Origin of the sequence: Streptomyces sp. NPDC086147, assembly GCF_040702165.1 — a bacterium.
Classification (GTDB): Bacteria; Actinomycetota; Actinomycetes; order Streptomycetales; family Streptomycetaceae; genus Streptomyces.
Map to the genome: position 1 here is coordinate 1 of NZ_JBFBJO010000040.1, position 15,975 is coordinate 15,975.

Genomic DNA, 15,975 nt, shown 5'->3' on the forward strand with positions numbered 1-15,975 from the left:
ACGCCCTCGGCCCAGCCCGTGCCGTCCGCGCCCTCCGCGAACGCCTTGCACCGGCCGTCCGACGCAAGACCCCGCTGCTGCGAGAACTCCACGAAGGTGCCGGGCGTGGCCATGACGGTGACGCCGCCCGCGAGGGCGAGGTCGCACTCGCCGGAGCGCAGCGACTGGGCGGCGAGGTGGAGGGCGACGAGCGAGGAGGAGCAGGCGGTGTCGACCGTGACCGCCGGGCCCTCCAGACCGAGCGCGTAGGAGATGCGGCCGGAGACGACGCTGCCGGAGGTGCCGGTGCCGCCGTAGCCGCCCGCGTCCTCGTCGGTGGCGGCCCGGTCGGTGCCGTAGTCGTGGTACATCGATCCGACGAAGACGCCGGTGCGGGAGCCCTTGAGCGAGTCGGCCGGAACCCCGGCCCGCTCCAGCGCCTCCCAGGAGGTCTCCAGGAGCAGGCGCTGCTGCGGGTCCATCGCCACCGCCTCACGCGGCGAGATGCCGAAGAACCCGGCGTCGAACTCGCCCGCGCTGTGGAGGAAGCCTCCCTCACGCACGTACGAACGCCCGGGAGTGCCCGGCTCCGGGTCGAACAGGGACTCCACGTCCCAGCCGCGGTCCCCCGGGAACGGCGACACCGCGTCCGCCCCCGACGCCACCAACTCCCACAATCCCTCCGGCGAACCCACCCCACCCGGGAAACGGCACGCCATCCCCACGATCGCGATGGGTTCGCTGCCGCGCTCCTCGACCGCGCGCAGCTTCTCTCGGGTCTCGTGCAGCTCGGTCATGGCACGGCGCAGGTAGTCGCGGAGCCTGCCCTCGTTGCCGGTGGCGTCGTTGTGGGTGTCGTTAGCGGACACAGCTCTCCCCTGGAGGTGTCGGTGCCGGGACTTCAGGCGGTGCGGAAGCCACTGTCGAACAGCTGGAACAGCTCGTCGTCGGAGGCGGAATGGAGTAGTTCGGTGACGTCGCCGGTGTCCGGGGCGTCCGGATCCGGGGTGGGTGCGGCCGGGTCCGCGGCGGCGGTGCCGAGGTCGGCGAGCAGTGCTCCGAGGCGGTCGGCGACGGCCCGCCGGGCCTCTTCGCCGAGGCCGGGCAGGCCGTGTCCGGCCCGGTGCGCGGCCTCGGTGAGCCGGTCCAGCAGGGCGAGTACGGAGGCCTCGGCGCCCGGCAGTTCCCCGTCGAGGTGTTCGGCGAGGGCCAGCGGCGTCGGGTGGTCGAAGACCAGGGTCGCGGTCAGCCGCAGCCCGGTGGCCTCCGTGAGCCGGTTGCGCAGCTCCACTGCGGTGAGCGAGTCGAAGCCGGCCTCCTTGAAGCTGCGGCCCGGAGCGATCTCGGCCGGTCCGGCGTGGCCGAGCACGGCCGCGACCTCGGTGCGTACGAGATCGAGGAGGAGCGCGGCGCGTTCGGCCCGGGGCAGGTCCGCGACCCGGTCGGCGAACCCGGCGGGCCGCTCGGCGTCCGTGCTCCCGGCGGCCGGTCGCGCGGTGCGCGCGGCCGGGCGGCGGGCGGCGGGTCCGGCGAGGCCGCGCAGGACCTCGGGCAGGGCGCTGCCGGCGTCGCGGGCGGCGGCGGGGTCGACGCGCAGGGGCAGCAGGACCGGTTCCTCGCGGGCGAGGGCCGCGTCGAGGAGGGCGAGGGCCTCGGGGTGCGGGAGGGGGACGAGTCCGCCGCGGCGCAGCCGGGCGGCGTCGGCCCCGGAGAGCGCGCCGGCCATGCCCTCGCCGGCCCAGGGCCCCCAGGCGAGGGAGAGGGCGGGCAGGCCCCGGGCGCGCCGCCAGGAGGCGAAGGCGTCCAGGTGGGCGTTGGCGGCGGCGTAGGTGGCCTGTCCGGCGCTGCCGAGGAGTCCGGCGGCGGAGGAGAAGAGGACGAACGCGTCGAGGGCGTGGTCGCGGGTGAGGTCGTGCAGGACCCGGACGGCGTCGGCCTTGGGCCGCAGGACGGCGGCGAGGCGGTCGGCGCTCTGGTCGGCGACCAGGCCGTCGTCCAGTACGCCCGCGGTGTGGAACACGGCGGTGAGGGGGTGGGCGGCGGGCAGGTCGGCGAGGAGCGCGCCGAGGGCCGCGCGGTCGGCGGCGTCGCAGGCGGCGACGCGGACGCTGGCGCCCGCCTCGGTGAGTTCGGCGGTGAGGCGGGCCGCCTCGGGGGCGTCCGGGCCGCGCCGGCTGGTGAGGAGCAGGTGCCGCGCGCCGTGCCGGTGGACCAGGTGGCGGGCGACGGCGGAGCCGAGGCCGCCGGTGCCGCCGGTGACGAGGACGGTGCCCTCGGGGTCGAGGAGGGGGCCGGTGGTCGCGGTGGGTGCGGGGGCGGGCGCGGTGCGGACGGCGGCCGGGGCGTGCGGGACGCCGTCGCGCAGGGCGAGCTGTCCGGGCGCGTCGTCGCGGGTGAGGGCGGCGGGCAGGGCGGCGTAGGAGGCCGGGGCGGTGTCGAGGTCGACGAGGGCGAAGCGGCCGGGGTGCTCGGTGCGCGCGGAGCGGACCAGGCCCCAGGCGGTGGCCGCCGCCGGGTCGGTGACGGGGCCGGCGCAGTCGACGGCTCCGTGGGTGAGCAGGGTGAGGCGGACCCCGGCGAGGTGCGGGGCGGCGAGCCAGGCCTGGACGAGTCCGAGGGCGCGGGCTCCGGCCTCGTACGGGTCCTCGGCTCCGCGCAGGTCGGCGAGCGCCTGGACGGGCGTGCCGTCCCCGGCGCGCACGCCGTCCGGGTCCGTCGGGTCGGCGTGGTGCCGTACGCGGGCGCCTGCGGCGGTCAGGGCCTCGGCCACGGCCGGGTCGTGGTCGCCCAGGAGATACCAGTCGGTGTCCTGGACGGCGGCCGTCCCGGCGGCGGCGTCGGGGGCGGCCGGGAGGGGGTTCCAGACGGGCCGCAGCAGCGGGGCGGTGCCGGAGGCGGCGGTGTCCGTAGCGGCGAGGCGGTCGGCGGAGATCCGGCGCAGGGCGAGGGAGCGGGCGGCGAAGACGGCCCGGCCCCCGGGGTCGGCGGCGGTGACCGCGACGGCGTCGGGGCCGGCCGGGGAGATCCGGATCCGCAGGGCGTCGGCGCCCGTGGCGTGCAGGGCGGCGCCGGTCCAGGCGAAGGGGACGAGCCCGTGGGCGTCCTCGCGGGTGGCGGTGACGGCGTGCAGGGCGGCGTCGAGGAGGGCGGGGTGGATCCCGTACGCGGGGGCCTCGGCGGCCTCGGGCTCGGGCAGGGCGGCGTACGCGTAGACGTCCCCGCCGAGCCGCCAGGCGGCGCGCAGGCCCCGGAAGGCGGGGCCGTAGCCGATGCCGGCCTCGGCGAACCGCTCGTACTCCCCGTCGAGCGCGACGGGTTCGGCGCCCTCGGGCGGCCAGGTGCCGGTCAGGCCCGTGAGGTCGGGCGCTCCGACGGGTCCGCCGGTGTGGCCGGTGGCGTGCAGGGTCCAGCCGTCGTCGGCGGGGTCGTCGGCCCGGGAGCCGGCCGGGGCGGAGTGGACGGCGACGGGCCGGGTGCCGTCGGCGGCGGCCGGGCCCTGCCACAGGCGCAGCCGGACGGGCGCGTCCTCAGGGAGGACGAGCGGGTGTTCGAAGGCGAGTTCCGCGACGCCGTCCTCGCCGGCGGCGGTCAGGGCGAGTTCGAGGAGGGCGGTGCCGGGGAGCACCGGGCGGCCCGCGAGGGTGTGCTCGGCGGTCCACGGGTGGGTGCGGGTGGACAGGGCGGCCGTCCAGACGGTGCCCCGGGCGTCGGGGAGCGCGACGGCGGCGGCGAGCAGGGGGTGTCCGGCCGGGAAGAGCCCGGCGGCGGACAGCGGGGCCTGCGGGGCGGGGGCGTCGAGCCAGTAACGGCTGCGCCGGAAGGCGTACGTGGGCAGTTCGGCGGCCAGTGCGGTGCCGGTCCCGGGATGTGGCGCGAGGGCGAGGGACACGGGCAGGCCGTGCACGTGGGCGGTGGCCACGGCCCGGGCGAAGGCGGTGTCCTCGGGGCGGCCCCGGCGCAGCACGGAGAAGGTGACCGGGGCCGGACCCGTCCGGCGCCGCTCCGGCCCGTCGGCGTCGGTGTTCGTGCCGGTGCCGGTTTCGGCGTCGGTTTCGGTGTCGAGGACGGTGCGGGTCATCGCGGTGAGCACGGCGTCCGGGCCGAGTTCGAGGAAGGTGTCGACGCCTTCGGCGCGCAGGGCGCGCAGACCGTCGAGGAACCGCACGGGCCGGCGCGCGTGGCGGACCCAGTGGTCCGCGCCCAGCGCGTCGCCCGCGGCGAGCTCTCCGGTCAGGTTCGACATGACAGGAATCTTCGGCAGCCGGTATTCGAGACCGCGAGCGATCGTTTCGAACTGTGTCAACATGCCGTCCATGTGCGGCGAATGGAAGGCGTGACTGACCTTCAGGAGCTTCGCGGCACGACCGCGGCTCTTCCAGAACTCGACCAGTTCGCGGACGGCGCCGCCGTCCCCGGCGACGACGACGGCGGCGGGACCGTTGACGGCGGCGAGGTCGATCTCGGCCTCGCGGCCGGCGAGCTGGGGCGCGACCTCCTCCGCGCTCGCGGCGACGGCGCCCATGGCTCCGCCGCCGGGCAGCGCGCCCATGAGGCGGCCCCGGGCGGCGACCAGACGGGCCGCGTCGGCGAGGTCGAGCACGCCCGCGACGTGGGCGGCGGTGATCTCACCGACGGAGTGCCCGGCCACGACGTCCGGGCGCAGGCCCCGGGAGATGACGAGGGCGTGGAGGGCGGCCTCCAGGGCGAACAGCGCGGGCTGGGTGTACTCGGTGCGGTCGAGCAGCGCGGCGTCGGCCGAGCCGGGCTCGGCGAACATCACCTCGCGCAGCGGGCGTTCCAGGTGCGGTGCGAAGGCGGCGCAGATCTCGTCGAGGGCGCGGGCGAACACCGGCCGGGACGCGTACAGCTCGCGGCCCGTGCCGGGGCGCTGGCTGCCCTGACCGGTGAAGAGGAAGGCGGTGCGGCGGCCGGCGGCGGCGCGTCCGGTGACCACGCGGGCCGGGTCGGCGCCCGCCCCGGCGGCCACGGCCTCGACCCCGCGCAGCAGCTCCCCGGCGTCGGCCCCGAGCACCACGGCCCGCTGGGGGAACGCGGTGCGGTGGTGGGCGAGGGCGGAGGCGATAGCGGCCGGGTCGGTCGTCGCGTCGGTCGGGCCGGCCGGGCCGGTCGTATCGGTCGGGTTCCCGGTGCGGTCGCTGGTGGCGGCAGCGGTGAGGTGGTCGGCGAGCCGCCGGGCCTGGGCGCGCAGGGCGGTCTCGTCGCGCGCGGAGAGGGCCCAGGCGTGGATGCCGGGGGCCGGGTGGACCGCCGGGACGGACTCGACGGGGGTGGGGTCGGTCAGGGCGGACCCGGCCGGAGCGGGATCGGTCGGCGCGGACTGGGCCGGGGTGGGATCGGTTGCGGCGGACTGGGCCGGAGCGGGATCGGTTGCGGCGGACCTGTTCGGTGCGGACCCGGCCGGGGCGGGATCGGTCGTGGCGGGCTCGGCCGGAGCCCGGTCCTCCTCCAGGATGACGTGCGCGTTGGTGCCGCTGGCGCCGAACGCGGAGACGCCCGCCCGGCGGGGCTCGCCCGGCCGCTCGGGCCACGGGGTGTGCTCGGTGAGCAGGGAGACCGCGCCCGCCGACCAGTCGATCCGCGTGGACGGCACGTCGGCGTGGAGGGTGCGGGGCAGGGCGCCGTGCCGCAGGGCGAGGACGGTCTTGATGACGCCCGCGACGCCCGCCGCGGCCTGCGCGTGCCCGATGTTCGACTTGAGGGAGCCGAGCAGCAGCGGCGACGAGGCCGACCGGCCCTGACCGTAGGTGGCGAGCAGGGCCTGTGCCTCGATGGGGTCGCCGAGGCGGGTGCCGGTGCCGTGCGCCTCGACGGCGTCGACCTGGTCGGCGGTGAGCCGGGCGTTGGCGAGGGCGGCCCGGATGACCCGCTGCTGGGCGGGGCCGTTGGGGGCGGTGAGGCCCGCTCCGGTGCCGTCCTGGTTGACGGCGGAGCCCCGGAGGACGGCCAGGACCGTGCGGCCCTCGCGGCGGGCGTCGGAGAGCCGCTGGAGCAGCAGCATGCCGGCGCCCTCGCCGAAGCCGGTGCCGTCGGCGCCGTCGGCGAACGCCTTGCAGCGTCCGTCCGCGGCGAGCCCGCGCTGCCGGGAGAAGTCGATGAACATCGTCGGCGTGGACAGGACGGTCGCGCCGCCCGCGAGCGCGAGGTCGCACTCCCCGGCGCGCAGGGCCTGCGCGGCCAGGTGGACGGCGACGAGCGAGGAGGAGCAGGCGGTGTCGACGGTGACGGCGGGTCCGCGCAGGCCGAAGGCGTACGAGATCCGGCCGGAGGCGACGCTGCCGGCGCTGCCGTTGACGAGGTAGCCCTCCAGGCCCTCGGGGATCCGGCCGCCGGGGACGTGCGGGACGCGGGCGCCGTAGTCGTCGTACATCACGCCCGCGTACACGCCCGTACGGCTGTCGCGCACGGCGTCGAGGGCGAGGCCCGCCCGCTCCAGGGCCTCCCAGGAGGTTTCGAGGAGGAGCCGCTGCTGCGGGTCCATGGCTAGGGCCTCGCGCGGCGAGATCCCGAAGAACTCCGGGTCGAAGTCCGCGCAGTCGTGGAGGAACCCGCCTTCGCGGGCGTAGCTGGTGCCGTGCGCGTCCGGGTCGGGGTCGTAGAGCGCCTCCAGGTCCCAGCCCCGGTCCCCGGGCAGCGCGGAGACGGCGTCGGTGCCGGACTCCAGGAGCTTCCAGAGCGCCTCCGGGCTGTCGGCGCCGCCGGGGAGCCGGCAGCTCATCGCGACGATGGCGATCGGTTCCCGGGCGGCCTCGGCGGCCTCCTCGGCGGTGCGCAGCCGGGTGCGGGTGGCGACGAGCTCCGCGGTGACGCGCTTGAGGTAGTCGCGGATCCTGTCGTTGTTCCCGGCGTCGGCGCCCGTGCTTCCGGCGGCCGTGCTCCCGGCGGTCGTGCTTCCGGTGTTCACGTTCCCGGCGCCCGTTCCCGTCGCGGCGCTCGTGTCCTTGGCGGCGCTTCCCGTCACAGCTGCTCCTCGATGAAAGCGAAAAGTTCGTCGTCGTCGGCGAGTTCGAGCGCCGGCTCGGGGGCGGCCGTCGTGCCGGCCGGGGGTCCGCCCAGGGCGGTGACCAGGGCGGCCAGCCGCCGGTGGACGACCTCGCGGCGGATGTCGTCCTCGGCGAGCCCGGTCACGGCGGCCTCCAGGGCCTCCAGGCCCGCGAGGGCGGCCTCGCCCGCCTCCCGGCCGCCGCCCGAGGCGGTGTCCAGCTCCTCGCCGACGTGCTCGGCGACGGCCTGGGCGGTGGGGTGGTCGAAGACGACGGAGGCGGCCAGGCGCAGTCCGGTCACGGCGTTGAGCCGGTTGCGGAGTTCGACCGCGGTCAGGGAGTCGAAGCCGATCTCGCGGAAGGCGCGGGCCGGTTCGACCGCCTCGGGCCCGGCGAAGCCGAGGACGGCGGCCACTTCGGTCCGTACCAGGGCCAGCAGCTCCCGGGCACGGGCGGCGGCGTCGAGCGGGGCCAGGCGCCGGACCAGCGCCTGGACGGCGCCCTCACCGGAGCCGGAGCCGTCGGCGGTGCCGCCGCCCGACGCGGCGGCCGGTGCGGCGGCCGCGGCCCGTGGGGCGGCGGAGGCCGGGACCAGGGCGCGCAGCAGGGCGGGGACGGCCTCGGGACCGTGCGCGGCCCGCTCGCGGCGCAGGGCCTGGACGTCCAGGCGCAGCGGTACGAGCAGGGCGTCGCCGCCCGGGTCCCCCCGGCCCGTGAGGGCCCGGTCGAAGAGGGCGAGCCCCTGGGCGTTGGTCAGGGGCGCGATGCCGGAGCGCCGCATGCGGCGCAGATCGGTCTCGGAGAGGTGCCCGGTCATCCCGCTGGCCTCGCCCCACAGGCCCCAGGCCAGGGAGACGGCGGGCAGCCCGGCGGCGCGGCGGTGCTGCGCCAGGGCGTCCAGGAAGGTGTTGGCGGCGGCGTAGTTGGCCTGGCCGGGGCGGCCGAGGAGGCCGGCGGCGCCGGAGAACAGCACGAAGGCGGACAGCGGCAGGCCGCGCGTCAGCTCGTGCAGGTGCAGGGCGGCGTCGGCCTTGGGCCGCAGCACGGTGTTCAGCCGCTCGGCGTCGAGGGCGGTGAGCGCCCCGTCGTCGAGCACGCCGGCCGCGTGGATCACGGCGGTCAGCGGGTGCGCCGGGTCGATGCCGGCGAGCAGGGCCGCGACCGCGGAGCGGTCGGCCGTGTCGCAGGCGCCGAGCACGACGCGGGCGCCGAGCGCGGTCAGTTCCGCCTCCAGCTCGGCGGCCCCGGCCGCGTCCCGGCCGCTGCGGCTGACGAGGAGCAGCCTGCGGGCGCCGTGGGCGGTGACGAGGTGACGGACGAGCAGCCGGCCGAGGGTGCCGGTCGCGCCGGTGACGAGGACGGTCCCTTCGGGGTCGAAGGCGGCACCGTCGCTTCCGTCGGTCTCGGCGCGGGTGAGGGCCGGTACGAGGACCTCTCCGGCCCGCAGGGCGAGCTGCGGTGCGCCGGTGCCGAGGGCCGGGCCCAGCGCGTCCGCCGAGGCGGGCGTGCCGTCGGTGTCGACGAGCACGAACCGGCCCGGGTGCTCGGTCTGGGCGGAGCGCACGAGTCCCCAGAGACCGGCGGCCGCGAGGCCGTCCACGGTGTCGTCCGGGACGGCGGCGAGGGCCCGCCCGGTCAGCACGGTCAGGGGCACCTCCGCGAGGGGCCCGCCCTGACGGAGCCAGTCCTGTACGAGGGCCAGGGCCCGGGCGGTGAGGGCGCGCACGTCCTCGGGCGCGGCCCCCGGACCGGCCGGGAACGGCGCGACCACGGCGTCCGGCGGCGCGGCGCCCGCGTCGACGGCGGCGCGCAGCGCCACCACGTCCGCGTACACCCCGACCTCGGCACCGGTACCGGCTTCGGATCCGACTCCGACTCCGGTCCCGACGAGGCCGGAACCGTCGGACCCGAGCACGGCCAGGCGGACCGGCGGCGCGGCCCCGGGCCGTCCGGCGGGCCGTTGCCAGGCCACGCGGTGCAGCGGCAGCCCGCTGTCGGCGGCGCCGAGCAGCGCGTCCAGGCGGTCCTGCGCCAGGGGCCGCATCACGAGGGCGTCCAGGGTGAGGACGGGAGCCGCGGTGGGATCGGCGGCCTCCAGGCGCACCGCGCCCTCCCCGGCCGGGGTGATCCGCACGCGCAGCGCGTCCGCGCCCGCCGCGTGCAGGGTGACGCCCTTCCACGCGAACGGCAGCAGCACGGAGCCGTCCGGCACGTCGAGCAGCCCGCCGGCCAGCCAGGGTTGCAGGGCCGCGTCGAACAGCGCGGGGTGCACGCCGTAGCTGGCCGCGTCGGTCCGGGCCCGGGCGGGCAGCCGCACCTCGGCGAACACCTCGCCGTCGGCGCGCCACAGCGCCTCGATGCCGGCGAAGACCTCGCCGTACTCGTAACCGAGGTCCGAGAACTGCCCGTAGACGTCGGCGGGCTCGACGCGCTCGGCACCGGCGGGCGGCCAGGCGGCGGCCCAGTCCGCGGCGGTCGCGGGGGCGGCGGCGGGAGCGACGACGCTCTCGCCGTGCCGGGTCCACGCGACCTCCTCGCCGGCGGCGGCGTCCTCGGGGCGGGAGTGGACGGTCAGCCGCCTGCGGCCCTGCCCGTCGGCGGCCTCCACGCGCACCTGGACCTGCGCGGCGCGGCGTCCGTCGAGGACGAGCGGGGCCTCAAGGGACAGCTCCTCCACGGTGGCGCAGCCGGTCGCGGCGGCGGCGTGCAGGGCGAGCTCGACGAAGGCCGTGCCGGGCAGCAGGGTCCGGCCGCGTACGGCGTGGTCGGCCATCCACGGGTGGTCGGCGAGCGAGATCCGGCCGGCGAACACCGTCTCGCCGGTCGAGGCGACCGGCAGCGCGCCGCCGAGCAGCGGATGGGTCTCCCACACCATGCCGAACCGGGCGGCGGCGGCGTCACCGACCCCGGCGGGCGAGGTCGGCGCCCAGTGGCGGGTGCGCTGGAAGGCGTACGTGGGCAGGTCGACCGTACGGGCGCCCGTGCCCTCGAAGAGGACCGCCCAGTCGACGTCGACGCCGCGTACGAACAGCTCGGCGGCGGAGGTCAGGAAACGCTCCGAGCCGCCTTCCTTGCGCCGCAGCGAACCACCGGCGAGCACGTCGAGCCCGGCGGCGTCGGCGGTCTCCTGAATGCCCATGATCAGCACCGGATGGGCGCTGGACTCGACGAAGGTCCCGAAGCCGTCGTCGAGGAGGTTGCGGACGGTGTCCTCGAAGCGGACGGTCTGACGCAGGTTGCGGTACCAGTACGAGGCGCCGAGGACGGCGGTGTCGGTGAGGAGACCGCCGTCGACGGTGGAGTAGAAGGGGATCTCGGAGCGGCGGGGGACGACCGGTCCCAGGACGTCGAGGAGTTCGGCCTCGATCCGCTCCACGTGCGCGGAGTGGGAGGCGTAGTCGACCGGGACCTGACGGGCCCGGACGTCCTCGGCCTGGCAGACCGCGACGAACTCCGTGATCGCGTCGGCGTCACCGGCCACGACGGTGCTGGAGGGGCCGTTGACGGCGGCCACGCTCAGGCGGCCGGTCCATTCGCTGGAAGCGAGGCGTTCCTCGACCTGGACGCGCGGCAGCGGGATGGAGGCCATGCCCCCGAGGCCGGCCAGCTCGCGACCGATCACCTCGGCCCTCAGGGCGACCACGCGGGCCGCGTCTTCGAGCGACAGCGCTCCCGAGACGGCTGCGGCGGCGATCTCGCCCTGCGAGTGACCCACCACCGCGTCCGGTACGACTCCGAGGGAACGCCACAGTTCCGCGAGCGAGACCATGACGGCCCAGGTCACCGGCTGCACCACGTCCACCCGGTCCAGCGAGCGGCCTTCCCGTACGACCTCGACCACGTCGAAGTCCACGAACGGCGCCAGGGCGTCGGCGCACTCCCGCAGACGCGCCGCGAACACGGGCGAGGTCTCCAGCAGACCGGCGCCCATACCGACCCACTGCGTCCCCTGCCCCGGGAACACCAGCACCCGACGACCCGTCGAACCCGCCACACCCTCGAACACGGCCTCGCCCAGCGTCACCCGCCGGTGCTCGAACACCGACCGGGACGACACGAGGGAGTACCCGGCGTCCAGCAGGCGAGGCGCGTCCGCCGTCTCCAGGCGGGCCCGGAGCCGTTCGGTCTGGGCCTTGAGCGCGGACTGCGACTTGGCGGTCACCACCAGCGGGACGACGGGGAGTTCGCGGGTCGCGGGCTCCTCCGCCGCCTCCCGTACGGGCGGTTCTTCGAGGATCACGTGGGCGTTGGTGCCGCTGACGCCGAAGGCGGAGACGCCCGCGCGGCGCGGGCGCCCGGTCTCGGGCCACGGGCGGGTCTCGGTCAGCAGCTCGACCGCGCCGGCCTCCCAGTCGACCTGGGAGGACGGGGCGTCCACGTGCAGGGTCCTGGGCAGCACGCCCTCGCGGAGCGCCATCACCATCTTGATGACGCCGCCGACGCCGGCGGCGGCCTGCGGGTGGCCGACATTGGACTTCAGGGAGCCGAGCCACAGCGGCCGGCCGGCCGGGCGCTGCCCGTAGGTGGCCAGCAGCGCCTGCGCCTCGATGGGGTCGCCCAGCTTCGTGCCCGTGCCGTGGGCCTCGACCACGTCCACGTCAGCGGTGCCGAGACCGGCGTTGGCCAGGGCCTGGAGGATGACCCGCTCCTGGGAGGGTCCGTTGGGGGCGGTGAGGCCGTTGCTGGCGCCGTCCTGGTTGACGGCGTCGCCGCGGATGACGGCGAGCACCGGGTGGCCCTTGCGGACGGCGTCCGACAGCCGCTCGACGGCGACCATTCCGGCGCCCTCGGCCCAGCTCGTGCCGTCGGCGGCGTCGGCGAAGGCCTTGCTGCGCCCGTCGGCGGCGAGCCCGCGCTGCCGGGAGAACTCCACGAACAGTCCGGGGGCGGCCATGACGGTGACGCCGCCGGCGAGGGCGAGGTCACACTCCCCCGCGCGGACGGCCTGCGCGGCCATGTGCAGGGTGACCAGGGAGGAGGAGCAGGCCGTGTCGACGGAGACGGAGGGGCCTTCGAGGCCGAGCACGTACGAGATGCGGCCGGAGACCACGCTCGCGGACTTGCCGGTGAGCAGGTAGCCCTCGTGCTCCTCGGAGGCCTCGTGCAGCCGGGAGGCGTACTCCTGGTGGGTGAGGCCCGCGTACACGCCGGTACGGGTGCCGCGCAGGGACAGCGGGTCGATGCCGGCCCGCTCCAGGGCCTCCCAGGAGGTTTCGAGGAGGAGCCGCTGCTGCGGGTCCATCACCAGGGCCTCGCGCGGCGAGATCCCGAAGAACTCGGCGTCGAACTCGGCCGCCTCGTGGAGGAACCCGCCCTCGCGGACGTACGTGGTGCCGCGGCGGCCCGCCTCCGGGTCGGGGTCGTAGACCTCGTCGAGGTTCCAGCCCCGGTCGGCGGGCGCGGCGCCGATGACGTCGCGTTCGGCCATGACCAGGTCCCACAGGGCCTCGGGGGTGTCGGCCTCGCCGGGGAAGCGGCAGGCCATGCCCACGATGACGACCGGGTCCTCGGCGTCGGCGACCGCGCGGGCGGCGGCGAGGAGGGGCGCGGGGGCCGTGGCGGGGGCGTCGCCGAGGAGCTTCCCGAGCAGGTACGCGGCGAGGGCGCCCGGGTTGGGGCGGTCGAAGACGACGGTGGCGGGCAGCCGCAGGCCGGTGGCGGCGGCGAGGCGGTTGCGCAGCTCCAGCGCGGTGAGGGAGTCGAAGCCGGCGTCCTTGAACGCCCGGTCGGCGCGGACGGCGTCGGTGCTCGGGTGCCGCAGCACGGCCGCGGCCGCGCCGCGCACGAGCTCGACCAGCGTCCGGGTCCGCTCGGTCCCGGTGAGTCCGGCGAGCCGCCGGGCGAGTCCGTCGGCGGGGCCGGCGTCGGTTCCGGCGAGGGCCTGCCGCCGCTCCTCCTCCAGCGCGCGCCGGGCCTCGGGCACGGTGTCGAAGACGGGTCCGGGGCGCAGCGCGGCGGTGCGCGGGGCGAAGTCGGCCCAGTCGACGTCCAGGACGGTGACGCAGGTGTCGCCGAGGTCGAGGGCCCGGTGGAGGGCCTCGACGCCCTCGTCGGGGTCCATGGCCCTGATGCCCCGGCGGCTCAGGCTCTCCTCGCCCGCGCCCTCGGCCATGCCGCCGCCGCCCCACAGGCCCCAGGCCACGGAGGTGGCGGGCAGGCCCTCGGCGCGGCGCCGCTCGGCGAGGACGTCGAGGGAGGCGTTGGCGGCGGCGTAGGCGGCCTGGCCGCCGTTGCCCCAGGTGCCGGTGACGGAGGAGAAGAGGACGAAGGCGTCCAGTTCCAGGCCGCGTTCGCGGGTGAGTTCGTGCAGGTGGTGCGCGGCGTCGGCCTTCGGGGCCCGGACGCGGTGGAAGGCCTCGGCGGTGACGGAGCCGATCACCCCGTCGTCGAGCACGCCGGCGGTGTGGAAGACGGCGGTGGGCGGGTGGGCGTCGAGCAGGGCGGCGAGCGCGTCGCGGTCGGAGACGTCGCAGGCGGCGAGGGTGACCTCGGCGCCCAGGGCGCGCAGTTCCCCGGCCAGTTCGGCGGCCCCGGGCGCGTCCGGGCCCCGGCGGCCGGCGAGCACCAGGTGCGTCGCGCCCCGGCGGACCGCCCAGCGGGCGACGTGGGCGCCGAGGGCGCCGGTGCCGCCGGTCACCAGGACGGTGCCGCGGGCCGTCCAGCGGGCGTCCTCGGGCGTCCCGGCGGTCCGGCCCGCGCGGGTCACCCGGCGACCGTAGGAGCCGGAGGCGCGGACGGCGACCTGGTCCTCGGCGCCGGGGCGTCCGCCCCGGGCCAGTACGGCGGCCATCCGGTCGAAGGCGCGGGCGTCGGGCTCGGCGGGCAGGTCGACGACCCCGCCCCAGAGGGCGGGGAGTTCGAGCGCGGCGACCCGGGCGAAGGCCCACACCTGGGCGCCGGAGTCCTCGGGCAGCTCGCCGGGGGTGACGGCCACGGCCTGCCGGGTCAGGGACCAGAGCACGGCCGGGGCGAGGTCGGTGTCGGCGGCGGCCTGGACGAGCGCGAGGGAGGCGAGGACCGCCTCGGTGCCGCCCGCCAGCGGGAGGAGGGACAGCACTCCGTCGAGGGCCTCGCCCTCGGTCCGGTAGGCGTCCAGCCGCGCGGCCAGGTCCTCGCGGGTGGCGGTGTGCGCGTCGACGGTCAGGCGCTCGGTGCGGGCGCCGTGCCGGACGAGCGCGGCCTCGGCCGCGTCGGCGAACGCGCCCTCGCTCTCGCTCTCGGGGAGGACGAGGAGCCACCGCCCGTCGAGAGCGGAGGCGCCGGACGCTCCCAGGCCCTTCCAGGTGGTGCGGTAGCGCCAGGAGTCCGTGCCGGCGGGGTCGGCGGCGACGGCGACGGCCGGGGCGACCGGCTCGTGCCAGTAGTGCTCGTGCTGGAAGGCGTACGTGGGCAGGTCGACGGTCCGGGCGCCGGTGCCCTCGAAGAGGGCGGCCCAGTCGAGGTCGACGCCGCGGACGAACAGCTCGGCGGCGGAGGTCAGGAACCGCTCCGAGCCGCCTTCGTGACGCCGGAGGGAGCCACTGACCAGGACGTCCTTGCCCTCGGCGGTCTCCTGGATGCCCATGATGAGCACCGGGTGGGCGCTGGACTCGACGAAGGTGCCGAATCCCCGGTCGAGGAGGAGTCGGACGGTGTCTTCGAAGCGGACGGTCCGGCGGAGGTTGCGGTACCAGTAGGAGGCGTCGAGGGTGGTGGTGTCGGCCAGCTCGCCGGTCACGGTGGAGTAGAAGGGGATCTCGGAGCGACGCGGCTGGATCGGGCCCAGGACGTCGAGGAGTTCGGTCTCTATGCGCTCGACGTGGGCAGAGTGGGAGGCGTAGTCGACCGGCACCTGACGGGCCCGGACGTCCTCGGCCTGGTAGGCGGCGACGATCTCGACGATCGCGTCGGCGTCACCGGCGACGACGGTGCTGGAGGGCCCGTTGACGGCGGCCACGCTCAGACGGCCGACCCATTCGACACCAAGGCGTTCCTCGACCTGGACGCGCGGCAGGGGTATGGAGGCCATACCGCCGAGGCCGGCCAGCTCGCGACCGATCACCCCGGCCCGCAGGGCCACGACGCGGGCCGCGTCTTCGAGCGACAGCGCGCCCGAGACGGCGGCGGCGGCGATCTCGCCCTGTGAGTGGCCCACCACAGCGTCCGGTACGACTCCGAGGGAACGCCACAGTTCGGCGAGCGAGACCATGACGGCCCAGGTCACCGGCTGCACCACGTCCACCCGGTCGAGAGAAGCACCGGTCCGTACGACCTCGACGGCGTCGAAGTCCACGAACGGCGCCAGCGCATCCGCACACTCCCGCAGCCGAGCCGCAAAGACAGGAGAGGTCTCCAGCAGACCCGCGCCCATCCCCACCCACTGCGTCCCCTGACCCGGGAACACCAACACCCGACGACCTGCCGAGCCCGCCACCCCCTCGAACACGGCCTCGCCCAGCGTCACCCGCCGGTGCTCGAACACCGACCGGGACGACACGAGGGAGTACCCGGCGTCCAGCGGACGCGGCGCGTCCTCGCCGTTGAGGAAGGAGGCCAGCCGGTCGCCCTGGGCCCGCAGGCCGGCCTCCGACTTGGCGCTGAGGACCAGAGGGACGACGGGAAGTTCGTGAGTCGCGGGCTCCTCCGCCGCCTCCCGTACGGGCGGCTCTTCGAGGATGACGTGGGCATTGGTCCCGCTGACACCGAAGGAGGAGACGCCAGCACGGCGCGGGCGCCCGGTCTCCGGCCACGCACGCGACTCGGTCAAGAGCTCGACCGCGCCCGTCTCCCAGTCCACCTCGGAGGACGGAGCATCCACGTGCAGCGTCCGGGGAAGCGTCCCCTTCTGCATGGCCATCACCATCTTGATGACGCCGCCGACTCCGGCGGCGGCCTGCGCGTGGCCGATGTTGGACTTCAGCGAGCCCAGCCACAAGGGCTGCTCCGCCGGACGCCGGCCGTAGGTCGCCAGCAGCGCCTGCGCCTCGATCGGGTCGCCCAGCTTGGTGCCCGTGCC

The 15,975-nt window shown here is 76.7% G+C and carries 3 protein-coding genes; all 3 read right to left on the minus strand.

The window, feature by feature from the left end; genetic code table 11:
• The coding region (locus AB0398_RS33735) for a beta-ketoacyl synthase N-terminal-like domain-containing protein (protein ID WP_366379489.1) at positions 1-848 on the minus strand (848 nt) is incomplete at its 3' end.
• A 32-nt stretch (positions 849-880) separates the two neighbouring features.
• A complete protein-coding gene (locus tag AB0398_RS33740; RefSeq protein ID WP_366379490.1) occupies positions 881-6,958 on the minus strand; it encodes an SDR family NAD(P)-dependent oxidoreductase in 6,078 nt (2,025 codons plus the stop codon).
• Entirely contained in the window at positions 6,955-15,960 is a 9,006-nt protein-coding gene (locus AB0398_RS33745; RefSeq protein WP_366379491.1) for an SDR family NAD(P)-dependent oxidoreductase, read from the minus strand. The genes AB0398_RS33740 and AB0398_RS33745 overlap by 4 nt, the downstream gene beginning before the upstream one ends.
• Positions 15,961-15,975 lie beyond the last annotated feature (15 nt).